Raw genomic sequence first — 23329 nt, 5'->3', positions numbered from 1 at the left:
CGACGCTTGCGCAGGAACCCAAGCAGGAATCGTGCCAGCCCATAAACCGGCCATTCGCGTCATTTCGCAGGCGACATCATCGCCGAAGTGTTCGATATCGAACAGCGACGTGTACGGAAGCGGACAATGACCAGGACAGCAGCACCGTTCGACCTGTGCCTGGTGGTGGACGACGACGAGGACATACTGACCGCGATCCGCCTGCTGCTGCGTGGTCTGTTCGCCGAGGTGGTGACGCTGAGCGACCCGCAGGATGCCGCGGCAATCGTCGCCACGCGTGCGCCCGACGTCGTGCTGCTCGATGCCAATTACGGCCGCGGCGCGACCGATGCAGCCGAGGGGCTGGCGCTGCTCGACACGTTGCTCGTCGCCGATCCGCACGTCATCGTCGTGATGATAACCGCGCATGCGGGCGTGAGCGTAGCGGTGGAGGCGATGAAGCGGGGTGCGACCGACTTCGTCTCCAAGCCGTGGGACAACGCCCGGCTGCTCGCAACGGTGCGCACCGCCGCTCAACTGCGCCGCCAGCGTGGGCTGGTGGCCCCCGCCGAGGTGCCGGCCGCGGGAAGTGCGCCGCTGATCGGGGCGTCGCCGGCGATGGCGCGCGTCCACTCGCTGATCGCGCGGGCGGGACCGACCGAGGCCAACGTACTGGTACTCGGCGAGAACGGCACCGGCAAGGAACTGGTCGCGCGCGCGCTCCACCGTCATTCGCGACGGGCCGACCGGCCGGTCCAGACCGTCGATCTCGGCGCGATCGCCACCGACCTGATCGATTCCGAGCTGTTTGGCCATGTGAAGGGCGCCTTCACCGACGCGCGCGGCGATCGCGTCGGCCGCATTCAGGCAGCTGATGGGGGCACGCTCTTCCTCGACGAAATCGGCAACCTGCCGCTCCATCTCCAGCCCAAGCTGCTGACCGCGCTGGAGCAGCGTCAGGTGACGCCGGTCGGCGCGAACAAGCCGGTGCCGGTGGACATCCGCGTGATCGCTGCGACCAACATGACGCCGGCGACGCTGCGCGACGATCGGCATTTCCGGCAGGATCTGCTGTTCCGCCTGAATACCGTCGAGATCGAACTGCCTCCCCTGCGCGAACGGCGCGAGGACATTCGCGCCCTCGTCGATCATTTCCTCGATCATTATGCCCGCCGCTACGATCGGCGCGCGCCGCTGCTCACCTATGCCGCGATGGAGGCTTTGATCGCGCACGACTGGCCGGGCAACGTCCGCGCATTGCGCCACGCGATCGAACGCGCCGTGATCCTGGCGGGCGATGCGCCACTGGAACCGCAAGACTTTCCGCTCGCCGCGCCCGCCGCGCGCGTAGCGGTCGTGGCGCCGCCGACCGACTACAATCTCGACCGGGTCGAACGCCGGCTGGTGGAGGAGGCGCTGCGCAAGCACGGCTACAACATCTCGGCCGCCGCGGCCGAACTCGGCGTGTCGCGCGCAGCATTGTACCGCCGGATGGAGAAACATGGGCTCTGATCTGCGCTTTACGCTGATCCTGGTCGCATGGATCGCGGCGATCATCGCCGCCTGGTTCGGCGTGACCCTGGCGTTCGAGACCGCCGGCTTTGTGGCAGTGCGGATCATCGCGCTGTTGCTCGCCGTTGGCGCGGTTGCCGGGCTGTGGCGTCACGTTTCGCGCACCAACGTGATGATCGCGCGCTTCGTCGAGGCGCAGCGCCACGGCGACTATGCGACCCGGTTCGATCCCCGCGGCGGCACCGGCTTTGCGGTGCTCGGCCAGGCGCTGAACGATGCGATGGCGCGTCTGCAGCGCGAGCGTACCACAGGGCTGGAGGAACTGCGTTTTCTCGAAGCGCTGGTCGACGACCTGCCCGTCGCGCTGCTCACCGTCGACGACGCGCGCGGCGTTCGGCTGGCCAACAAGGCGGCCAGGCGCCTGTTCGGCCACGCCGAGAGCACGCGGCCCGCGGATTACGCCGCGTTCGGCGGAACCTTCGCCGCGCGGCTGGCCGATCCGGAACGCGGTGGGGCGGAGCTCATCATCCTGCGCCTGCCGGGCGGCCCGCAGCGTGCGATCCTGCGTGCGGCGACTTTGGTGCGACTCGGTGCGCGTGTCCGGGCGATCACCGTCGAGCCGGTGCAGGGTACGCTCGACGCCGTCGAGATTGCGGCACAGACCGATCTCGTGCGGGTATTGACGCACGAGATACTCAATTCGCTGACGCCGGTGACGTCGCTGTCGGCGACCGCTGCCGCGTTGCTGGAAGCCGACCCGTGCGACAGCGAGGGCGCGCGAGAGGCGGTGCGGACGGTCGCACGGCGCGCCAAGGCGCTTCATGGCTTCATCGCAAGCTACCGCGCGGTGTCCACCGCGCCCGCGGTCCGGCTGCAGGACTTTCGCGCAGCGCCGTTCGCGGACGAACTGGTGCGGCTGATCGGCAGCGAATGGCCGGGAGTGACGCTGGCGGCAGAGGTCGCGCCCGACCTCATGCTGCGCGCCGACCCCGATCTGCTCGGCCAGGCGCTCATCAACCTGCTGCGAAACGCCGCACAGGCGAGCGCCACCGCGATTCACCCGCGCGTGACCCTCTCGATCGCGGGCGGCTCTGCGACGACGATCGCGGTCCGCGATAACGGACCCGGCGTGCCCGAGCCGTTGCGGCGCGACGTGTTCCTGCCCTTTTTCACCACGCGGGCAGAGGGCAACGGCATCGGCCTCAACCTGGTTCGCCAGATCATCGTCGCGCACGGCTGGCAGATCGACATCGTCGATTGCCCCGGCGGCGGCGCCTGTTTTCGGATCCTCCTGCTCGACTGATGCCTGGCGCGTGGCGGTCACCGGGTGCAGGCGCATCATAATGGAGCACGATGTCGATCACTCAATTATATCCCATAACAGTATTGTTATATACGTAACGGAGCTTTAGACAGGTCGGATATGGCTCGTGGCATGGCCCGCAGCCATATCCGGCGGCTGCCATTAGGGGACACGGCATGAAGGTCACGCGGTTCGACGAAGCACGACCCTATGACGCCGCCAACCACCGGGGCAGTGTCAGTCTGCGTTTGCAGGGTTTTGAGCCGGACGGCCCGGCGAACCAGTGGGTGGGGCTTTCCCATTATCTCCCCGGCGGAAGCGCCGGACCCGACAGCAGCACGGTCGAGAAGATCTACGTCGTGGTATCGGGCGAGATCGCGGTAATCGTCGATGGCCGGGAAACTGTTCTGCGCCGTTACGACAGTTGCACCATCGCGCCTGGCGAAACGCGCGAAGTGGTGAACCGATCGAACGACACCTCCACCATGCTGGTGATCATTCCCTATATTCCAGCGGCCGCCTGACGCACGGGGCAGGGCAGATGAGAGCGCAATATCCGGTCGTCGACACCGCGCTGATCGCCGCGCATATCGAGGCGACCCCGAGCATCGCGCGCGTGCGTGCGACGGATGAGGAATGCGCCGCGGCGAATGCCGAGACGATCCTTGCCATTCTGGACGAGGCGTCGAAATTCGCCGAACTGCATCTTGCGCCGCTGAACGACGGCATCGACGCGCATGGTTGCACGCTGATCGACGGTCGCGTCACGACTGCGGACGGTCACCGCCAGGCATGGGCGGCGTTCGTCGCAGCAGGCTGGCCGACGCTGGAACAGCCCGTCGCGGCCGGCGGTCAGGGCCTGCCGCTGATCGTCGCAGTGGCCGCGCAGGAGGTGTTCGACCGCGCGTGCCCCGCCTTCGGAATGATGTCGGTGCCGCAGCGGGCCGCCGCCAAGCTGATCGCCGCGCATGGGAGCCCCGCGCTCCAGACCCAATGGCTGCCGTCGCTCGCCACGGGCGCCTGGGGCGCGGCGATCACGATTTCGGAGGTGGAGGCGGGGTCCGACGTCGGGCGCATCCGAACGCAGGCGATCCTGCAAGACGACGGCCGCTGGCAGGTGACGGGGGAGAAATGCTGGATTTCGCTCGGCGATCACGATCTCACGCCGCGCATCGGCTATTGTCTGCTGGCGCGCACGCCGGGCGCGGCACCCGGTGCGGGCGGTCTTAGCCTGTTCATGGTGTCGAGCGTCGTGGACACCGAGGCAGGTCCGGTGCGCAACGCGGTCTCGGTCCGCCGTATCGAGCACAAGATGGGGCTGCACGGATCGCCGACCTGCGCGCTCGGCTTCGAAGGTGCCGTGGCCGAGTTGATCGGCACCGAGGGCCGCGGCCTTGCACAGATGTTCGTGATGATTACCAATATGCGGCTGTCGGTCGGCGTGCAGGGGCTGGCGATCGCGGGCGGGTGTGCCGATACGGCGCTGCATTATGCCGAGGAACGCCGCCAGGGCGGTACGTCTGCTCAGGCAGTCAGAATCGCCGAGCACGCGGACGTGCAGCGGCAGTTGCTCGGCATGATCGCGGCGGTCGAGACGATGCGCGGCCTCGTGCTGGAGGCTGCGAACCTGGCCGAGATCGCGGCACGTGCCACGGACGAGACAGAGCGGATGGATGCCGCGGCATTGGTCCAATGGCTGCTGCCGATCGTCAAGACGACGGGCGGCGAGATCGCATTCGATACCGCGAGCGCGGCGATGCAGGTGCTGGGCGGTGCGGGCTATACCCGCGAGTGGCCGGTCGAACAGGCGCTGCGCGATGCGCGCGTCCTGACGATCTTCGAGGGCACGACCGGTATCCAGGCGTTGGATCTGTTGCACCGACGGCTGCTGCGCGGCGACCGACGCGGGTTCGACGTGTTTCGCCGCGGGGCCGATGCGTCGCTGGCCGCCTGCCCCGCCGGTGAGGCCAAGCGTTATGGCGCGTGCCTCGGGTATCTTGACGCAGCGGCGGTGCATCTGTCGGGCATGGCCGCTGACACGCATGGCCGAGACGCGGGAGCGACCGCCTTTCTGCACCTGGCAGCGCTTGCCGCGACAGGCTGGATCGCCGCGCGCCTGTGTGCGCTCGACGACGACGGCAGCCCGTCGCACCGGCGCCTGATCGCAGCGGGGCGACATCATCTTCACGACATCGATGCGCGCGCCGCGATGCTCGCCACGCAGATCGAACGCGCGGCCGGGAGCCTGGCGCCGTTCGCGCAAATTCGGGTCGCCGCTGCGCGAGCTTAACCCCTCTCGCACTGCCGCACGCAAGCGGCTTGACATTATAATTGATAACAGTGTTACTGCATAACTGAACGACAGACCGGCAAGAGTCGGCGGTTCTCATCCCAGGAGGGGACAGCTATGAACAGGACGATTCTAAAGCGCCGCCAATTGCCTACCCGCCTCGCGGCGCGACGGTGGCTTGCCTGCCTTCTTGCAGGTGCTTCGCTGTTGCCGCAGGCTGCATGGGCGCAGGATGCCACGACGGCGGCAACCACGGACACGACCACCAGCACTGCACCCCAGGACAAGGTCGGCCTTGCGGACATCATCGTCACCGCCCAGCGACGCGAGGAATCAGTGCAGCGCGTGCCCGTGGCGGTCACCGTGGTATCGGGTGAAGCGTTGCAGGAGCGCGGGCTGGTCAACATCAGCCAGATCGGCGCGATCGCGCCCAGCGTTACCTTCACTTCCGGGTTCGAGGCACGCGACAATTCGATCCGCATCCGCGGCATCGGTTCGGACAACAGTTCGGTCGGCGTCGATTCCAGTATCTCGACCGTGGTCGACGGGGTCGTCCTGCAACGACCCGGCGCGGCATTCGGCGACCTGATCGACATCGCGCGGATCGAGATCCTGCGCGGTCCGCAAGGCACGTTGTTCGGCAAGAACTCGGTCGCGGGCGTGGTCAACGTCGTCACCAACGATCCCCGCTTCGACAAGGTCGAGGGCAGCGCGTCGGCGCTGATCGCGCAGGACGGCGAGTATCGTGCGAGCGTGATCTATTCGCAGCCGATCTCCGACAAGGTGGCGATCCGCGTCGCGGCACTTGCGCGCACGCTCGACGGCTTTGTCCGCAACGTCTTCACCGGCGACAATCTGAATGGCGGCGATGCCTATTCGGGGCGGGCCAAGATGACGATCCGCCCGACCGAAGGCTTCGAGATCAAGCTGGCCGCGGATTATAACAAGCTCAATTCCACGCTGGGCGCATCGCCGCTGTTCACGATCGGAACCAGCACCAAGGTGCCCCGGCCGCAGGTCGATATCGGCGCCGGCAACGATCAAGTCGACAACGACGTCGCCTCGTTCGCGCGGCAGACGAATTACGGCGCGTCGCTGGAGTTCAACCTCGACATCGGCGATCACACGCTTACATTTCTCAACGCGTTACGTCGGTTCAGGAACGTCAGCAATTTCGACGCCGACAACACCCGTGCCGCAGTCCTGCTGCAATTCCTGAACACCGAAAAGAGCAAGACGCGGACGCACGAATTGCGCGTCACGTCGCCCGCCGGCGGGTTTGTCGATTATGTCGCGGGCGCCTTGTATTTCGACGGCTTCGTCTCGAACCTGCTCGATCGCCGCGGTTACAACATCGCGACGATACCGGTCGGCGCGATCAATCAGCAGACGGGGGTCATCACGCCTACGCCGGCGCTGGTGCCGGTGCTGGCCTTCGCGTCGGTCGATACGCGCAACATCGGCCTCTACGGCCAGATCAACGTCCACCCGACCGACAAATTCACGATCACCGGGGGCTTGCGCTACATCAACGAAAAGAACCGCTTCGATTTCGACCGGACGACGGCGCCGCCCCTCAACAGCGGTTATGACTATAAGGACGATGCGCTCACCGGCAAACTGGCGCTGGCGTATCAGGCCACGTCGGACGTGCTGGCCTACGCCAGCTACGCCACGGGCTATACCGGCAAGGCCACCAACAGCGGCGCCAGCCTGACCATCGCCGAGTTCAACAACGGCCCCGCCAATCCGATGACGTCGGAGCAATATGAGATCGGGTTGAAAAGCCAGTTCGCCGACGGGCGCGTTCGCGTGAACCTGGCGGCGTTCCGGACGCGGTACGAGGATTATCAGGCAACGATCACGCGCCCGAGCGACGGCCTGCGTGCACTGACCAATGCCGGCACGGTCGGCATCGACGGTGTCGAGCTGGAACTGACCGCGGCACCCACGCAGGGACTCACGATCAGCGGCGGCGTGACGTATCTGGACGCGCGGTTCGTGCGGACCGATGCGAATTGCTACCCGGGTCAGACCGCGGCGCTCGGATGTATAACGCAGGCCAGCCCGGCGCTCACCTATCAGGTGCTCGACGGCAGACCGTTCCTTAACGCGCCCGATTGGCGTTACACCGTTTCCGCGCGGCAAGAGTTCGACGTCGGCGAGCACCGGGCGCATGTTCAACTCGGCTATGTCTGGCAGTCCAAGGTCAATTTCGACGTGTCGCAGGATCCGCTGCGCGTCCAGAAGGCCTACGGGATCGCCGAAGCCGCCGCGGGCTTCACCACCGGCGACGGGCGGTTCGAACTCAGCCTGTTCGTCAACAACCTGTTCGATCAGCAATACCGCGTCGGCACGATCACCTTCAACGGCACGTTCGCGGGCAACGGCCCTGCCTATGCCCAGCAGATCGCGCGTGATTTCCGCCGCTATGCCGGCATTCGCGGACAGGTCAATTTCTAGTCCGAGGCGGGTCTGCCGCGGACATGGGCATCCAGCCTTTGCGTCAGACCCGCAAGGAATGCGCGCTCGTCGTCGTTCAGAAAACGCAGCAGGTTCTCCTCATGACCAGCAATCACTGCCAGTGCCCGGTCCCGAAAGCGCCGCCCGTCGCGGCTCGCAGTCAGCGCATAGCTGCGGCGGTTGGTGGCGGCGGCGTTGCGCTTGACGAAACCGCGAAGTTCAAGCTCGTCGATCAGCGGCACCATGTTCGAAGGCTTGATCGTCAACGCCTGCGCAACGTCGCGCTGCGATATGCCGGGATTGTCGACGATCAGCGACAAGGCGGTGAACTGGTGCGGCTTCAATCCTTCCTGCTCGACCACCGACGCAAGCCCGGCAACGAGATATTGATGCATGCACCGGACCGCAAAGCCGCTCAGCGTCGTCAAGACGCCGAAATGATAGTCGGAATCTGCTGCGGTTGGCGCACTGTCACGAATGACGCCGCGCCGGGGGCGTTCGGGTTGAGCCATGATCGATCCTTTGGTCTCCACGCCGAACGCGCGGTTGACATTTCAACCAATAACTATTATCTCAGATAACTGTTAGTCGATAGTGATTCCTGCGTCGCTTCGCAGAACCGAGAAGGGAAATCAAACATGGTCGCGTCGCTGGCACGTCTTCCGGACCGAAACGAGGAACTGCGACCCGCAGCCGACGAGGAGCGGCTGTGCAGCGAACTGCTGCGCCGCGTCGCGTCGATCCGTGAGGAGTTGCAGGCGTCGACCGCGGAATCGGAGGCGCAGCAGCATCTGTCGCCGGCGAGTCTGGCGCTGCTCAAGCGGCACCAATTGCTCAACATGCGGCTGATGGAAGAGATGGGGGGCATGGAAGCCTCGATCGCGACCCAGTGCAAGGTGCTGGCCGCGCTGGCCGAGGCCGATTCGGCAACCGCATGGTGCGCGATGGTGCACAACAACGGCGTCGGCACACTGGCTGCCTATTTCCCCAGTTCCGCACTCACCGCCATATTCGCGGACGGGCCGCCCGTCGTCTCCTTCGTCGCGGGTGCCAGCGGCACCGCGCGGCGCACCGCGGATGGCTACGCGATCACCGGCCGGTGGCGGTTCTGCAGCGGTTTCCACAATGCCGACTGGATCGTCTGCGCGGTCAAGCTCGACGACGACTCCAAGCTGGAATTGCTGATCGTCGTGCCGCAGAAAGACGTTACGCGGCATGACAACTGGAACGTGTCTGGCTTGCGCGGCACCGGCAGCATCGACTTCTCGCTGGAGGATTACCACATCCCCGCCGACCGCGCGATCGCCAACGTCGGCCGGGTCCAGCTGCGCGGCAACCGCCTGTACGGGCGGCCGGGCATCCTGATCGCGATCTACGAGCATGCAGCCTTTGCCTGGGGGATCGGACGGCGCGCGCTGGCGCTGCTGACCGAACAGGCCGCGCGGCTCGGCCCCGCACTTGCCACGCGCGAGATCGTCGCCGCCGAGGTGAGCCGCCTGTCGGTGCAACTGGAGGCGGCGTCGGCGCTGATGCTCGAATATTACACCACGTTGGAGACGCTGACGACCGAACAGAGCGCCGATCCGGTCGTGTCCGCGCATGGCCGCGCGATTGCGGTGCACATCACCGACGTGGCGCTCGCCTGCGCCGATACCGCATTCCGGCGCGCTGGAACAAAGGCCGCGTTCCTGCCCAACGTCATCGAGGGCACGCTGCGCGACATCAAGGTGGCACAGGCGCATATTCTGGTGAGCGACGCGGCCTATGCGATCCACGGTTCGGCGATCGTGGCGGCGCACGCCGCGCCCGCCGCCTGACGCCGGGCCGATGCTGCGCGTCGATCGCCTTGCCAAATCCTACGGGTCCGCGCGGATCCTCGACGGGATCAGCTTCTCGGTCGCGCGCGGCGAGTTCGTCTGCATCGTCGGACCGTCGGGATGCGGCAAGACGACCTTGCTGCGCTGCCTGTCGGGGCTGATGGCCGCCGAGGGCGACGTGATCCTGGCGGACGCCAGGGTCACCCGGCCGCCCGCGCAGATGGCGCTGGTCTTTCAGGATTATCGGGCGTCGCTGATGCCGTGGCTCAGCGTCGCCGACAACATCAAGCTGCCGCTGGTCAACCAGCGGCTGCCACGCGCCGAAATCGAGGAACGCGCGCGCGAGTCGCTCGGCGCGGTGTCGCTCGAGGGGTTCGCCGAGCATTACCCGTGGCAATTGTCGGGCGGGATGCAGCAACGCGTGGCGATCGCGCGGGCGCTCGCCTACCGGCCCGAGATCCTGCTGATGGATGAACCCTTCGCCTCGGTCGATGCGCAGACCCGCGCCGACCTGGAGGACTTGCTGCTCGACATCCATCACCGCTTCGGGATGACCACGCTGCTCGTCACCCACGATGTCGACGAGGCGGTGTTTCTTGCCGATCGCGTGCTGGTGCTGAGCGGACGGCCGACGCGGGTGAAGGAAGAAATCGTCGTCGATCTGCCTTCCCCGCGGGATCAGGTCGCGACCAAGGAACTGGCCGAATTCACCCGGCTGCGCGCGCATGTGTTCTCTGGCGTGCGCAAACAGGGCGTGGCCATGGTCGAGGGGCATTGAACGTGGCGCGTGCGCCGGCAGCGGTATTTGGGTCGCTGCTGTGCCTGCTCGTGGCGGGCTGCGCCAGCGCCAGCGACGACCCGAATACCGTCGTCGTCGGGCTGCTGCCGGTGCCGGACCTGGTCGCGCTGCGGCTGGGAGAAGCGAAGGGGTTCTTCGCCGAACAGGGCATCAAGGTGCGCTTCATCGACGTTCCGCGCGGCGACGCCGCGGTCAGCGCATTGCTGAGCAACACCGTCCACTTCGCCAACGTCGATGTCGTCACCGGCCTGATCGCGCGCGAGCAGCAATTGCCGATCCAATGGGTGACGACCGTCCACAGCAGCCCGGATCGCGCGGACGTGGCGTTCCAGGGCGTCTATGTCCGCCCCGACAGCCCCATTCGCCGCTGGGCTGATCTGGCAGGCCGCAAGGTCAACACCAGTTGCCGCAAATGTGGCAGCGAACTTTATCTGCGCGGCGCGGTCGATCGCAACGGCGGCGATTCAGCGAGAATTCAGTTGGTCACCATGCCGACCGCACAGGCGGTGCCCGCGCTCGGCCGCGGCCAATTGGACGCGGCATCGGTGTCCCCGGGCCTGGTGCCCAAGGCCGAAGCCGCCGGGTTTCGCAAGATCGGCGATCCGATAGCCGAGACCGCGCTCGGCCATCCGCTGGGGCCGATCGCGGTGAACACCGTCTGGGCGGACAGCCATCCGCGCCAGCTGAAGGCGTTCATCCGTGCAGCGGAAAAGTCGACCATATATGCCGCCGAGCATCCGGCGGAGGCGCGCGCGGCGATGCCGCGCTACTTTCCGCAGATCGTCCCCGATCGTCAGGCGGCGGCACGGGTGCCGCTCGCCGCGTGGAGCCGGTGCTTCCAGATGGACGCGATCCGCTCGATCGCCGACTACACGCTGCGGTACGGTTTCACGCACACGCCGGTGGCCCGGCTTTCCGACCTCTTCTATTCCGGCCACGCCATCGCGCCCCGGACCTGCCGATCGCCCATCCCGCCTCGAGGATCCTAGCCATGCGCATAGACGTCCATACCCATTTCCACTCGCCCAAGCTGTTCGAGAAGCTCGACGAGCTTGGCGGTTTCCAGGAACTCGTCGGGCTGCAGGTGCTGGGAATTCACCGGCGCAAATATTGGGAGAAGCGGTTCGCCATCGGACTGGAAGGGGTGCTGGAGGAGCGGTTCGCGGCCATGGACGAAGCCGGGTGCGACCGCCAGATCCTCGATATCGGCGCCTACCAGCCATATTTTCGCAATCAGGCGTCGGCCGTCGCGGCGGCGCGGTTCGCCAACGATCTCTATGCCGAACTGTCGGCGGCCAACAGCAGCCGCTTCTCGTATTTCGCGTGTCTGCCGCTCCCCCATATCGACGCGACCCTGGCCGAAATCGACCGCGTGCTGGGCCAAAGCGAGCAAGTCGGCGTGGTGATCGGCTGCTCCGCGCACGGCCTGCCGCTCGACGACGAGCGGTTCGAGCCGGTGTGGGCCGAGTTGAACCGGCGCAAGACCGTGGTCTTTCTCCATCCCGGCGTGCAGATGGCGTCGGTGCCCGGCGCGCAGGAATATCATCTCGGCCCCGATTTCTGCAGCCCCGCCGAAATCGCGGTCGCCGCGACCCGGCTTATCATTCGCGGCGTCACCAGCCGCTACCCCGATATCCGCTTCCTGATCTCGACGACCGGCGGCGGACTGCCCTTCTTCGCGCACCGGTTCGACCACGGCTATCAGCAGCAGAATCCGCAGGAATATGCCGAGCTGGGCGGCGTCGCGAGCCATTACGCCAAATTCTGGTTCGACACGTCGGTGATCGAGGAGCCGCTGGTGCTGCTCGCTGCCAAGGAATTGTTCGGGGCGGACAAGATGATGCTCGGCAGCGATTCGCCGCGGATCGACCCCATTCTTGCGGTCGATTACATCACCGACTCGGTTCACCTGACCGAGACCGAAAAGCATAATATCCTCGAAGTGAATGCCGCGCAGCTGCTCGGCTTCGCCAAGGTAGCGGCGTTCGCCTGAAGCATGGCCACCGCGCTCCCCTTGCGGTCCGTCGCCAGCCGCGCACCCAAGCGACCGCGGTCCTGGCCCCGCTGGGTCCGCGGCGGACTGCCTTTCTGGACGGTCGCGATCGTGCTGCTGGCGATCGAGGTGCTGATTGCGGGCGGCGTGGTGGACGGCCGGTATCTGCCGCGCCCCTCGCACGTCGCGGTCGGCGTGGTGCGCCTGCTCGCGCAGCCGTCGTTGTGGGCGAATGCCGCGGCGACCTGGAGCGCCGCGCTCTACGGCTTCGCCATCGGCCTCGCCATCGCGATTCCGGCCGGGCTGGTCGCGGGACGCAGCCAGGTGGCGTGGCATGTCGTCCGGCCGCTCGTGGAGTTCCTGCGCCCACTCCCGACCGTCGCGATGATCCCGCTGGTCGTGTTGCTGTGGGGACCATCGACGTTCAGCAAGGCGTTTCTCGTCTGCTTCACCACGATCTGGCCGGTCTTCATTCAGGCCGCCTACAGCGTGCGCGACACGAACCCGACCGCGATCGAGACCGCACGCTCGTTCGGGCTTGGCCGTCGGGCGGTGATCCGGCGGGTCGTGCTGCCGAGCGCACTGCCGGGCATCGCCACCGCGGTGCGTATCCAGGCGTCGATAGCGCTGCTGGTGACGATCACGTCCGAAGTCGCGCTTGGCGGCGGCGGCGGACTTGGCATCCTGGTGTTTCAGCTCGATCAGGCGGGCGATTATGTCGGCATGTACGCGCTGCTCGTGCTGATCGGCGTTCAGGGAATGCTGCTGGGATCGCTGCTGGCGCGGATGGAACGACGGCTGATGCCCTGGCACGCCGCTCACCGCGAGGAACAGCCATGATGACCCGGGGGCGAGCGGTTCGTATCGAACTTGCGTCGATCATCGCGCTGCTTGCGCTGTGGTACGCACTGACCGCGTGGCTGGTGCCGTTTTTCGGAACGACCATGGCGATCTTCTTTCCCACCCCGGACAAGATCGCCGCAGCCTTTGGCCGCGATTTTCTTTCCACCGCGGGGTTGCTAACCATCGGCCAGACGCTGTGGCGCTTTATCCTGGGCTTTGCGCTTTCGGTGGTGCTGGGGGTCGGTGCCGGCCTGGTGCTCGGGGCCTACCCGCTTCTCTACCGCGGGTTCGATCCGTTCATCGGTTTCTTCCGTTCGCTGCCGGGAGCGACGCTGATCCCCGCGCTGACCCTGTTGCTGGGCCTCGGCGACACATCGAAGATCGCGCTGATCGTCAGCGCCGCCGTCTGGCCGATCCTCATCAACACCGTCGATGGCGCGCGCGCGGTCGATCCGACGATGCGCGAGACCGCCGCGGCGTATCAGATCCGGCGTGGCCAGGCGATGTGGCGCATCCTGCTGCCAGCCGCCGCGCCGTCGATCGTGGTGGGCATGCGGGTGGCGGTATCGGTCGGACTGGTCGTCACGATCATCAGCGAACTGGTCGGCGCCAGCAACGGTATCGGCGGCTATCTGGTCGATGCGCAGGCCAGCTTCGCGCTACCGCGCCTGTGGGCGGCGCTGCTGCTGCTCAGCCTGCTCGGCTACGGCCTGAACATGCTCTTTTCCGCCGCCGAGCATCGCTGGCTCGCCTGGCACCGGGGAGCGCGATCCTTTCAGGAATGAGCGCTTCGGGAGGGGGTTCTAGGAATAGCTGTCGCGCAGCACGGCCTTCTGGACCTTGCCCATCGCGTTGCGGGGCAGATCGTCGAGGAGGATCACCCGCTTCGGCTGTTTGAACCGGGCGAGCTTCGGCCGGAGGGCCGCGATGACGTCTTCCGCGCTTGCTCCGTCGGCGACGACCGCCGCTACCACCGCCTCGCCGAAATCGGCGTCGGGGACACCGAACACCGCGGATTCTACGACGCCGGGCAGTTCGTCGATCAGCAGCTCGATCTCCTTGGGGTAGATATTGTAGCCGCCCGAGATGATGAGATCCTTTTGCCGTCCCACGATCGCCAGATAGCCGTCGGCATCCACGCAGCCCAGATCGCCGGTGATGAAGAATCCGTCGGCGCGAAGTTCGTCGGCGGTCTTTTCGGGCATGCGCCAATAGCCGCGGAACACGTTGGCCCCGCGGACCTCGATCATCCCGACCTCGCCGTGCGGCAGTTCGGCGCCGGTGTCGGGATCGGTGATCGCCACCTCGGTGCCCGGCAGCGGCAGTCCGACGGTGCCGGGCTTGCGTTCGCCGACATAGGGATTGGACGTGTTCATGTTCGTCTCGGTCATCCCGTAGCGTTCCAGGATGCGGTGCCCCGTCCGCACGGAAAACTCCCGGTGGGTCTCGGCCAGCAGCGGCGCGCTGCCTGAAATGAAGACCCGTATGTGGCCGACCAGATCGCGGGTCAGCGCCGGGCTTTGCAGCAGCCTCGTGTAGAAGGTCGGGACTCCCATCATCGCGGTCGCGCGGGGCAGCGCGTCCATGACCGCGTCGGTATCGAAGCCGGGATGGAAGATCATGGATGCGCCCGCAGCGAGGCAGGTGTTGACCGCGACGAACAATCCGTGAGTGTGGAAGATCGGCAAGGCATGGAGCAGGACGTCGTCCGCGGTGAACCGCCATAGCTCGGCCAAAACCTGTGCGTTGGACAGCAGGTTGCGATGTGACAGCATCGCCCCTTTGGACCGACCGGTAGTGCCCGACGTATAGAGGATCGCCGCCAGATCGTCCGGTTCGCACGCGCGCACGCCATGATCGGTGCCATGGGCGTTGGCCGCATCGGTCAGCGTGCCGGTCCCATCGGCGCCCAGCGTCAGCAGCGTCGCGCCATGTCGCGCGGCGAGTCCGCCAAGCGCGTCGATGGACCCGGGATCGGCGATCAGCAGCCGCGGCTGCGCGTCGGCAATGAAATAGGCGACTTCGTCGGCGGTATAGGCGGTGTTGAGCGGCAGCAGCACTGCTCCCGTCCGCACGCAGGCGGCGTAGATCGCCAGCGCCTCGGGCGTCTTGGCAACCTGCACCGCGATCCGGTCGCCTTTCTCCACGCCCAGCTGCTCGAACAGCCCGGCAAGCTGCGCGGACCGGTCGAGGAACGCGCCATAGGTGACCGGATCGCCGTGTCGCGGGATCAGGAACGGCCGCGGGCTTGCCTGGCGCGGGCCGAACAATGCATCGAACAAGGTGTTGGTCATGGCCCCTCCAGGCGTGTCATGCCGGCATCTTCAGCAGGTCGGCGACCAGCGGGGATCGCGCGACAGACGCCTTGCCGAAATACGCGTCTATATTCGCCTCCAGCCGCGTTGGGTCGTAGCGATAATTGACCATCAGGCCATGCGATTGCTCCATACCCTTGTCGGATCGGTCAGCATCGGCTTGAATGTCATGAAGAATCGCGCCGTTGGCCAAATGGAATCGCGCTACGGCGTCCATCGGCAAGCCATCCGCGCGCTTGGCATCGACGAGATACCGTGCCGCCGCGGTGCGCCAGCCGCCGACCTTCGTATCGCCGCGAGCGTCGAGCCAGGCGCGAAAGCCGGGAATCGGGGACAGCGTGACGAAGGTCGTGAGTTGTGGAAACTCACGCGCGAGATCCTCGACCACCTGCTTGATGAGCGAATTGCCGAAGGAGACGCCGCGCAGCCCCTCCTGACAATTCGATGTCGAATAAAATACCGCGGTGGTCGCGTGGTCGGGCGGCAGCGCGGTTCGTGCCGTCGCCAGCACCGCGTGGATCGAACGCGGAACGGCCGCTACCAGCGCGACTTCGACGAAGATCAGCGGCTCGTCTGGCATGCTGGGATGAAAATAGGCGAAGCAGCGGCGATCGTCGGGGTGGATGCGGCGCCGCAGCTCTTCCCAGTCGCCGATCTCGTGCACCGCTTCATAGGCGATGATCTTTTCCAGGATGTCCGCCGGACTGTCCCATCCGATCCGTTTGAGAACCAGAAAGCCGGGATTGAACCAGGACGACAGAAGATGCGCGAAGTCGAGGTCGATGCGGCGAAGGTCGCGATCGTCGCGCATGGCGGCGAACAGATCGCACCGCATGGCGACCAGCAGTGGCGTCGCCCCCGGAACACGGTTGAGCCGCCGCAGCAGTTCCTGCCGGCAAGGTTCGGCGGCTTCGAGCAGGGCAGCGAGGCGTTCGGCGGTACGTTCCTGGCCATATCTGCTCGCCGACGCCGCGACCGCGAACGGGTCGATGTCGAGATCGCGTGCCAGATATCCGAAGAACCGTGCCTTTTCACCCGCCGTCATGGCCCGGTAGCGCCCCAGAATCTGGCGGCCGATCCCGACGGTCGCGATGTCGCCCGTTTCGCTGAGCAACGCAGTGCACAGTAGCTCGATCGGCCCGTCGTCGCTCTTGCGCGCGGGCTTGAAGCGGCGCTCCAACAGCGTCGCGATCATGTCCTTGAACGATCCGGACTGCATCGTTCCACACTCCCCGTCGGCGGCCACAATATCGATATTCGTTGACACGACAAGTTCAATCTATAGTTTTGCCGCAACAATGGAGATTGGCATGCGGTTGATGGTGGGCAGCTTGGAGGGTCGCAATGCGGTGTTCCTGATCGATGGCGACGCGGCGACGAACTTGACCGCGCTCGACGAGCGGATCGGGACGGACCTGACGGCACTTGCGGCGGGACGGGTCGCAGGCGGGGAGATCGTGTCGCTGGTGCAAGGCGCGCCGGCCATTCCGGTCGCCCGCATCACACCGCGCCTGCCGGTGGAGCGGCCGGGCAAGATCATCTGCCTGGGGCTGAACTATGTCGATCACGTCAAGGAAGGCGGCTACGACATCCCGGATTATCCGGCGATCTTCATGCGCAGCACGACGTCGATCATGCCGGCCGGCGCAGCGATGGTCCGTCCCGCCTGTTCCGACCGGCTGGATTATGAAGTCGAACTGATGGTGGTGATCGGCCGCGGCGGGCGTCATATCGCGCGCGATCAGGCGCTGGGGCATGTGTTCGGCTATACCGTCTTCAACGACGGGTCGGTGCGCGATTATCAGCGCAAGACGCATCAATGGACGCCGGGCAAGAACTTCGACGCGACCGGGGCGGTCGGCGCTATCGTCGTGACACCGGACGAACTGCCCGAAGGCGCGCGCGGGCTGAAGATCGAATCGCGGGTCGGATCCGAAATCCTCCAGAGCGCCGACACGGCCGACATGATGTGGTCGGTCGAGGAAGCGATCGCGATCATTTCCGAATACACCACGCTTGAGCCCGGCGACCTGATCGCGATGGGCACGCCGCCGGGTGTCGGTCACGCCCGCACGCCGCCGCGCTGGCTGGTTACGGGCGAGACGGTGGAGGTGGAGATCGAGCGCATCGGCATCTGCGCCAGCCCGATCGTCGATGAGCCCGCGCGGTGACGACGCTAGCGGAACCAGCCGACCGCAGGATGGCCTGGGACAATGTGCGCGCCGCACGGGCCAAGGGCGCCGTGCTCGATGCGCACGCGATCGACATCATCCTGGGCAGCGCGCGATCGCATTATGCCTGGACCGCACGCCCGATCGACCCCGCATTGCTCCAGGCAATCTACGACGCGACCGCGGCGGGGCCGACCAGCATGAACTCGTGTCCGGCGCGCTTCGTCTTCGTGCAGTCGTCCGAGGGCAAGGCAAAGCTCGGTGCCGCGGTGAAGCCGGCCAATTTCGCCAAGATGGCAGACGCACCCGTCACCGCGATCATCGCCTATGACCGCGAGTTCTGGCGGCTGCTGCCCGAGTTGTTTCCGCACGACGAGCGCCGGGCCATCTTCGCGGACAATCCCGCCTTGGCCGAGGAAACCGCGTTCCGCAATTCGACACTGCAAGGTGCGTATTTCATGATTGCCGCGCGGGCATACGGCCTCGATGTCGGCGCGATGAGTGGTTTTTCCAATGCGGTGGTCGACGATGCGTTCTTCGCAGGGACCAGCGTGCGATCCAATTTCCTCTGCAACCTGGGCTATGCGGACGAGACCGCGCTGTTCGCCAAGCTGCCGCGCTTGCCGTTCGCCGCCGCCTGTTCGGTACGATAGCATGACCGCATTCCGCCTGTCGCAAGGACGCCCGCCATGCGTGACCTGACTCCCGAAACGATCACCCAGGTATTCCGCGGCTATTTCGACGATGCGAGCGATCCGCGCGCGCGCGAGGTTCTGGGCGCGCTCGCGCAGCACCTCCACGCGTTCGTGCTCGAAACCCGGCTGACGCATGACGAATGGCGCAAGGGGCTGGAACTGCTCGGCTGGGCGGGTCGCATCACCACGCCCGAGCGCAACGAGTTCGTGCTGTTTTCCGACGTGCTCGGCGTGTCGTCGCTGGTCGACATGATCCATTCGACGCCGGCGGGCACCAGTTCGAGCGTGCTCGGGCCGTTCCATGTCACCGGCGCGCCCGCGCTTGCCAACGGCGGCGATCTGAAGGGGCAATTCGCCGGCGAAGTCGTGCTCGTCCGCGGGCAGGTCCGCGATGCGTCGGGCCGGCCCGTGCCCCGCGCGGCGGTGAACATCTGGCAGACCGCGCCGAACGGCCTGTATTCCAGCCAGGATCCGGATCAGGATACCTACTCGTTCCACGGCCTGCTGACCGCCGACGACGACGGGCACTATGCCTTCACCACCGTGCGACCGGTTCCCTATCAAGTGCCGACCGACGGACCCGCGGGCGAGCTGCTGCGCGCGAGCGGGCGCCACGCCTGGCGTCCGTCGCACCTCCACTTCATCGTCACCGCCGACGGCTTTCGCACGCTGGTGACCGAGGTGTTTCCCGACGACGATCCGTATCTGGATGAAGATACGGTGTTCGGCGTGCGGCGCGATCTCGTGATGCGTTATGTCCCGCAGCCGGCAGGCAGCTTTCCCGGAGGGCTGGCCCTGTCAGGCCAGGTCGACGGCGGCTATTCGAGCGTCGATTTCGACCTGATCCTGACCGCGGAATGATGACGTCGCCTTATGCCAGCTTGTCCGCCAGATACTGGCCGGTACGCTGATAATGACTGACCAGGCGTTCGGCCGCGAGCGGCGCATCGCGGTCGAGCACCGCCGCGACCACGTCGCCATGCTCGCGCGCGATGTCGCGCCGGCCATAGTCGACCGCGGTGCCGGCGAGATAGCGGTAGCGGATGTTGAGATCGTACAATTGGCCGCACAGCCGAAGCAGCATCGGCATGCCGCACGCGTCCAGCAAAGTCATGTGGAACGCCTTGTGGTGGACCTCGCTCTCCTCGAACAGCGTGCGGGGCGCGCGCGTCGTGCGGTGGAGGGCGAGCACGAGCCGCTCGTCCCATTCCGCCGTGCCGCTGGCGATCGCGCGGGTCAGCGCCAGGCTCTCCAGCGTGCAGCGCAGCGTCAGGATTTCGATGAACCGGGCTTTGGTCGCGGGCGCGGAACGGAACCCGCGCTGGTCGACCCGCTCGACCAGTTGATCCGACGTCAGCAGGCTCAGCGCTTCGCGGATCGGCGTCGCGCCGGTGTCGAGGAGCTGCTTGAGCGTCTCGACCTTCAGCCGCTGCGCCGGCGCGATCTCCCCGGTCACGATCATGCGGCGCAGGCGGCCATAGGCTCGTTCGGTGGCGGAGGATGGATCGACACTGTCCGGCATGGCGGCACTTTATCGATATTCTCGCAGAAATCATGCTTAATACGACGTTGGGAGGCTCCGACATGGGACATGCACCGCGGCTGATCGCACTGGCGGCGGCATATGGCGCGATGATCGGGTCGCCGGCGGCGGCGTCGAACGGCTACAGCTTCCTCGATGCGGGCGCCTCACGGCTCGATTACAGCCGCGCCGACGTGGCGCCGGCAATCCCGTGCAAGGCACTGATGCGGGCGTTCACCGCCGACCTCACGATCGCCTCGGCAGTGGACGTTCCGGCGACCGGGACGGTTCCGGCCTATTGCCGCGTGCGCGGGGTCATTACGCCGGAGATCCAGTTCGAGGTACGCCTGCCCACCCGCTGGAATCGACGCATCTACATGACCGGGAACGGCGGCTATGGCGGGCAGCCCGTCGACACCTTCTACGCACAATATCGCGATACGGCGATCCGGCATGGCTTTGCTACCGCTGCGACCAACACCGGGCATGACGCACGCGCGGAGCCGGACGCGACCTTCGCCGCCCGCAATCTGCAGAAGAAGATCGACTGGGCCTATCGCGCGACGCATCTGACCGCGGAAGCGTCGAAGCAGCTGGTCCGGATGTATTTCGATCGCGCGCACAGCTTCGCCTATCTGGACGGCTGTTCCAACGGCGGGCGGCAGGGGCTGATCTCCGCGCAGCGGTTTCCGCAGGATTTCGACGGCATCGTTGCGGGAGCGCCGCTGCTCAATTTCACCGAAACCTCGATCTCCTATCTCTGGACGTCACGTGCGCTGGCGCAGACCCCGATTCCTGCGCCCAAGATGCCGATGATCGCTGCGGCGGTGTTGCGCCGTTGCGATGCGAAAGACGGTGTGAGGGACGGCCTTATCGCCGATCCGCGCGCCTGCAATTTCGACCCCGCACGCGACCTGCCGCGTTGCTCAGGCGATGCGGGCGGCGCGTGCGTAACGGCGGCCGAACTGGTGACGCTTCAGAAGATCAGGTCCGGACCACCGGCGAACGGGCGACCCTATGTTCACGGCGTGCTGCCGGGGGCCGAACCCGACGGCGTCATCTATCTGCCGCCCAACGACATCAAGACCGGCTGGTTCGAATGGGTCAGCGATCCGCGCGGTCCGATGTTCTACCAGGGGCAGCTGGCCGAGCAGTTCCTGAAGTACATGGCCTATCCCGTGCAGGATCCGCAGGCGCGGGCCGACGCTTTCGACTTCACCAGCGATCCGGCCCGCATGACCGAGGGCCGTCAGATGGTGGATGCGCTGGACCCCGATCTCGGCGATTTCGCGCGGCGCGGAGGCAAGCTGCTGATGTATCACGGCTGGGCCGATCTCGGCACCAATCCGCTGCACACGATCGACTATTTCAACGCCGCGACCGCGCGCGGCGGCGGTCCGGCCGGATCCGATTCCGTGCGGTTGTTCCTGCTTCCAGGCATGTTCCACTGTTTTGGCGGCTATGGTCCGGACCGGATGGACGCGATGACCGCGATCATCAACTGGGTCGAGGCAGGCCAGGCGCCCGACGCGATCGTCGCGGGCAAGACCGAACGACGAGAAGGCGGCAGGCTGCTGCGCACCCGACCGGTCTGCGCCTATCCAAAGATCGCGCGGTATCGCGGCTCGGGCAGCATGGATGCGGCGACCAGTTTCACTTGCGCCAAGACCTGACGCTCCCGCGGAAGATCTGCGTTTGCCTGCTGGCTACTCAACGCAACGTCGTCAGGCCACGCAGCCGCGAGCGCCGTGGCCCGGCGATGGCAGATTGAGGCTGCGCGGCACCTTGTCCGGGCAGAGGCCATCCCGGACGACCGCGACGACATAGCCCAGCGCCGCGAGAAGTCCGCCCTTGGTAAAGGGCTTTTCCACAGCGCCGAAGGCGCCCGAAAGATCCTGGGGCAGGCGGCGCAGGTTCGCCGTGGTGTAGACGACGCTCGCATGACATTCGTCGATCAGGAAGCGAGCGACCGCCGCACCGGTGAGACCGTCCGCCAGGCTGAGATCGACGAAAGCGATATCCGGCCCCGACGCCGTTCCCATCCGGCACGCCTCGGCCAAGCTCGATGCGATACCGACCACGCGGTGGCCGGCCGCCGACACGATCATCTCGACCTGTCTGGCGATCAGAAACTGATCTTCGACGATCAGGATTTTCACGCTCGTTCCGTTCACGCCGCTGCCGATATGGGCAACTTTATCCTGACACATGTTCCCGGTAGCGTGGGAGTCCATTCGATATCGGCATGGAGTTGCCGCACCAGGGTTTCGACCAGCGTATGACCAAAGCCGGTACGATGCGAACTGGAGCAGCCCATGCCGACGCCATTGTCCCGGATCGCGATTTCACAGGATCTCTCGACGGGCTTGATGCTGACGTGCAGGTCTCCGGCGCGGCCCGAGGGGAAAGCGTGCTTGAGCGCGTTGGTGATCGTCTCGTTGATGACGAGCGCGATGGTGGCCGCATCGTCTGCCTTGATCTTCACGCTATCCGTATCGATGACCAAGCCAATGTCGTTGCGTCCCGACGCGCCGACGAGATTGATGGCGATTTCGCGCGTAAACTCACCCAGATCGAATTCGGCGATGTTATCGGATTGATAGAGCCGCTTGTGCACCAGGCCCATGGCCTCGACGCGTTCCAGCATCTCGTGAAGCGTGGTCTTGATCCCGGCATCGGGAATGCTCATCGATTGCAGCATCAGCATGGCGCTTATCATCTGCAGATTGTTCTTCACGCGGTGGTCGACTTCGTGAAGCAGCAGGTTGCTGGTGGAGAGCGCTTCTTCCAATTCTTCCGTACGTGTACGGACGCGCTGCTCGAATTCGGCGACGAGGCGCGTGCTCGTCCCGAGCGCGCGTTCCAGTTCCTCCGTGCGGATGGAAACAAGACGCTCCAGATCGACCTGGAGATTGGCTGCATTTAGTTCATGGTTCTTGCGCTCGGTGGCATCGCTCTGCGACGCGAAGAAATATTGTATCTCTCCGAGCGCGTTGTAAACCGGGCTGATATACAGGCCATTCCAGAACGGCGTGCCGTCCTTGCGGTAGTTCAGGATGTCGACCGAGACGTCTTCCCCCCTAGCCAAGGCCTCCTTGATCTTCTTGACATGCGCGGGGTCGGTATCCGGCCCCTGCAAGAAGCGGCAATTCACGCCATTGACGTCCTCGCGCGCGTAACCTGTCATGGTCAGGAAAGCATCATTGGCGAAGATGATCGGATTGTCCGGCTGTTTTGGGTCCGTCACGATCATCGGCATACGCGTCGCGCGGATCGCAGCCGAAAACGGGTCCGACTGTCCGCGCTGAAGGTTCAGACCATCTGCCAACAACCAAGCGTTAAACTTCTCCAAGTATACCTCCCCCGTCCCATCCCCGACGTGCTTTTGCCCGCCTATTCGCTTTTCATCAAGTATCAGCGTGTCGTCACGGGTGCATGTCTTGTCGCCTTCCGTCGATCAGGATCAGGCAGCGATAGCAGATGCCCTCGCCGGCGCCCCCACCAGCTTTCCAGGTAGATGTCCAAACCTTCCGAAGATCACTCGACCGAGCGTAGGTAGGAAGAAGATACGATAGGTACGCGAAAGCTGCTTGCGATTGAAGAAGGTCAGGTTGGCAACTTCTTACA

The 23329-nt window shown here is 65.6% G+C and carries 21 protein-coding genes; 15 read left to right on the top strand and 6 right to left on the bottom strand.

Annotated elements, in window-relative coordinates; all coding sequences use genetic code 11:
* The first annotated feature begins 126 nt into the window (after window positions 1-126).
* The 5 genes from VF643_RS08210 (at window position 127) to VF643_RS08190 (ending at window position 7547) form a co-directional block, all read left to right on the top strand.
* The gene (locus VF643_RS08210) at window positions 127-1491 is read left to right on the top strand and encodes a sigma-54 dependent transcriptional regulator (protein WP_331042897.1); all 1365 of its coding nucleotides are present in this window, start codon (window positions 127-129) and stop codon (window positions 1489-1491) included.
* Entirely contained in the window at window positions 1481-2794 is a 1314-nt protein-coding gene (locus VF643_RS08205) for a sensor histidine kinase (RefSeq protein ID WP_331042896.1), read from the top strand. Before VF643_RS08210 ends, VF643_RS08205 begins: the two co-directional genes overlap by 11 nt.
* 176 nt (window positions 2795-2970) lie before the next feature.
* Complete coding sequence (locus VF643_RS08200; RefSeq protein ID WP_331042895.1) at window positions 2971-3318, top strand: cupin domain-containing protein; 348 nt, start codon at window positions 2971-2973, stop codon at window positions 3316-3318.
* Between the two features lie 17 nt (window positions 3319-3335).
* Entirely contained in the window at window positions 3336-5084 is a 1749-nt protein-coding gene (locus tag VF643_RS08195) for an acyl-CoA dehydrogenase family protein (RefSeq protein ID WP_331042894.1), read from the top strand.
* 117 nt (window positions 5085-5201) lie between these two features.
* Window positions 5202-7547: a TonB-dependent receptor gene (locus VF643_RS08190; protein ID WP_331042893.1), complete on the top strand. Its 2346-nt coding sequence runs from the start codon at window positions 5202-5204 to the stop codon at window positions 7545-7547.
* Here the strand turns inward: VF643_RS08190 and VF643_RS08185 are convergent.
* Window positions 7544-8059 carry a MarR family winged helix-turn-helix transcriptional regulator gene (locus VF643_RS08185; RefSeq protein WP_331042892.1) on the bottom strand — a complete coding sequence of 172 codons (516 nt, stop codon included), beginning with the start codon at window positions 8057-8059 and terminating at the stop codon, window positions 7544-7546. The two genes, VF643_RS08190 and VF643_RS08185, sit on opposite strands and share 4 nt — an antisense overlap.
* A 126-nt stretch (window positions 8060-8185) precedes the next feature.
* On the opposite strand from VF643_RS08185, the gene VF643_RS08180 reads away from it, so the two are divergent.
* The 6 genes from VF643_RS08180 to VF643_RS08155 are packed head-to-tail and all read left to right on the top strand — an operon-like array spanning window position 8186 to window position 13784.
* A complete protein-coding gene (locus VF643_RS08180; RefSeq protein WP_331042891.1) occupies window positions 8186-9364 on the top strand; it encodes an acyl-CoA dehydrogenase family protein in 1179 nt (392 codons plus the stop codon).
* Between the two features lie 10 nt (window positions 9365-9374).
* Window positions 9375-10142 carry an ABC transporter ATP-binding protein gene (locus VF643_RS08175; RefSeq protein ID WP_331042890.1) on the top strand — a complete coding sequence of 256 codons (768 nt, stop codon included), beginning with the start codon at window positions 9375-9377 and terminating at the stop codon, window positions 10140-10142.
* A 2-nt stretch (window positions 10143-10144) separates the two neighbouring features.
* Window positions 10145-11152 (top strand): ABC transporter substrate-binding protein, encoded by a 1008-nt coding sequence (locus tag VF643_RS08170; RefSeq protein ID WP_331042889.1) that lies wholly within the window; start codon window positions 10145-10147, stop codon window positions 11150-11152.
* Between the two features lie 2 nt (window positions 11153-11154).
* On the top strand, window positions 11155-12156 hold the full coding sequence (locus VF643_RS08165; RefSeq protein WP_331042888.1) for an amidohydrolase family protein: 1002 nt from the start codon (window positions 11155-11157) through the stop codon (window positions 12154-12156).
* A gap of 3 nt (window positions 12157-12159) precedes the next feature.
* A complete protein-coding gene (locus VF643_RS08160) occupies window positions 12160-12996 on the top strand; it encodes an ABC transporter permease (protein ID WP_331042887.1) in 837 nt (278 codons plus the stop codon).
* The gene (locus VF643_RS08155) at window positions 12993-13784 is read left to right on the top strand and encodes an ABC transporter permease (protein ID WP_331042886.1); all 792 of its coding nucleotides are present in this window, start codon (window positions 12993-12995) and stop codon (window positions 13782-13784) included. The genes VF643_RS08160 and VF643_RS08155 overlap by 4 nt, the downstream gene beginning before the upstream one ends.
* 18 nt (window positions 13785-13802) lie before the next feature.
* Here the strand turns inward: VF643_RS08155 and VF643_RS08150 are convergent, their stop codons facing one another.
* Window positions 13803-15293 carry a malonyl-CoA synthase gene (locus tag VF643_RS08150; protein WP_331042885.1) on the bottom strand — a complete coding sequence of 497 codons (1491 nt, stop codon included), beginning with the start codon at window positions 15291-15293 and terminating at the stop codon, window positions 13803-13805.
* A gap of 16 nt (window positions 15294-15309) precedes the next feature.
* Window positions 15310-16533, bottom strand: a complete 1224-nt coding sequence (locus VF643_RS08145) for a malonyl-CoA decarboxylase domain-containing protein (protein WP_331042884.1) — start codon at window positions 16531-16533, stop codon at window positions 15310-15312.
* A 91-nt stretch (window positions 16534-16624) separates the two neighbouring features.
* Between VF643_RS08145 and VF643_RS08140 the strand changes: the two genes are divergently transcribed.
* From VF643_RS08140 to VF643_RS08130, 3 genes are read left to right on the top strand one after another with little or no spacing between them, the layout of a single operon-like run.
* Complete coding sequence (locus tag VF643_RS08140) at window positions 16625-17485, top strand: fumarylacetoacetate hydrolase family protein (protein ID WP_331042883.1); 861 nt, start codon at window positions 16625-16627, stop codon at window positions 17483-17485.
* Window positions 17486-17514: 29 nt separating this feature from the next.
* On the top strand, window positions 17515-18138 hold the full coding sequence (locus VF643_RS08135) for a malonic semialdehyde reductase (RefSeq protein ID WP_414713828.1): 624 nt from the start codon (window positions 17515-17517) through the stop codon (window positions 18136-18138).
* 36 nt (window positions 18139-18174) lie between these two features.
* Entirely contained in the window at window positions 18175-19041 is an 867-nt protein-coding gene (locus VF643_RS08130; RefSeq protein WP_331042881.1) for a dioxygenase, read from the top strand.
* Window positions 19042-19051: 10 nt separating this feature from the next.
* Here VF643_RS08130 and VF643_RS08125 read toward each other — a convergent pair whose 3' ends face one another.
* Entirely contained in the window at window positions 19052-19702 is a 651-nt protein-coding gene (locus VF643_RS08125) for a GntR family transcriptional regulator (protein WP_331042880.1), read from the bottom strand.
* A 62-nt stretch (window positions 19703-19764) separates the two neighbouring features.
* Here VF643_RS08125 and VF643_RS08120 point away from each other — a divergent pair, with 62 nt between their 5' ends.
* The gene (locus VF643_RS08120) at window positions 19765-21375 is read left to right on the top strand and encodes a tannase/feruloyl esterase family alpha/beta hydrolase (protein ID WP_331042879.1); all 1611 of its coding nucleotides are present in this window, start codon (window positions 19765-19767) and stop codon (window positions 21373-21375) included.
* 51 nt (window positions 21376-21426) lie between these two features.
* On the opposite strand, the gene VF643_RS08115 is transcribed toward VF643_RS08120, so the two are convergent.
* Window positions 21427-21861 (bottom strand): response regulator, encoded by a 435-nt coding sequence (locus VF643_RS08115; protein WP_331042878.1) that lies wholly within the window; start codon window positions 21859-21861, stop codon window positions 21427-21429.
* 11 nt (window positions 21862-21872) lie between these two features.
* Complete coding sequence (locus tag VF643_RS08110) at window positions 21873-23054, bottom strand: histidine kinase dimerization/phosphoacceptor domain -containing protein (RefSeq protein WP_331042877.1); 1182 nt, start codon at window positions 23052-23054, stop codon at window positions 21873-21875.
* Between the last annotated feature and the right edge of the window lie 275 nt (window positions 23055-23329).

Source organism: Sphingomonas sp. (assembly GCF_036387595.1).
GTDB lineage: Bacteria > Pseudomonadota > Alphaproteobacteria > Sphingomonadales > Sphingomonadaceae > Sphingomonas.
The sequence above is the reverse complement of the archived record's forward strand: the minus strand, read 5'-3'. Positions and strand labels throughout refer to the sequence as shown.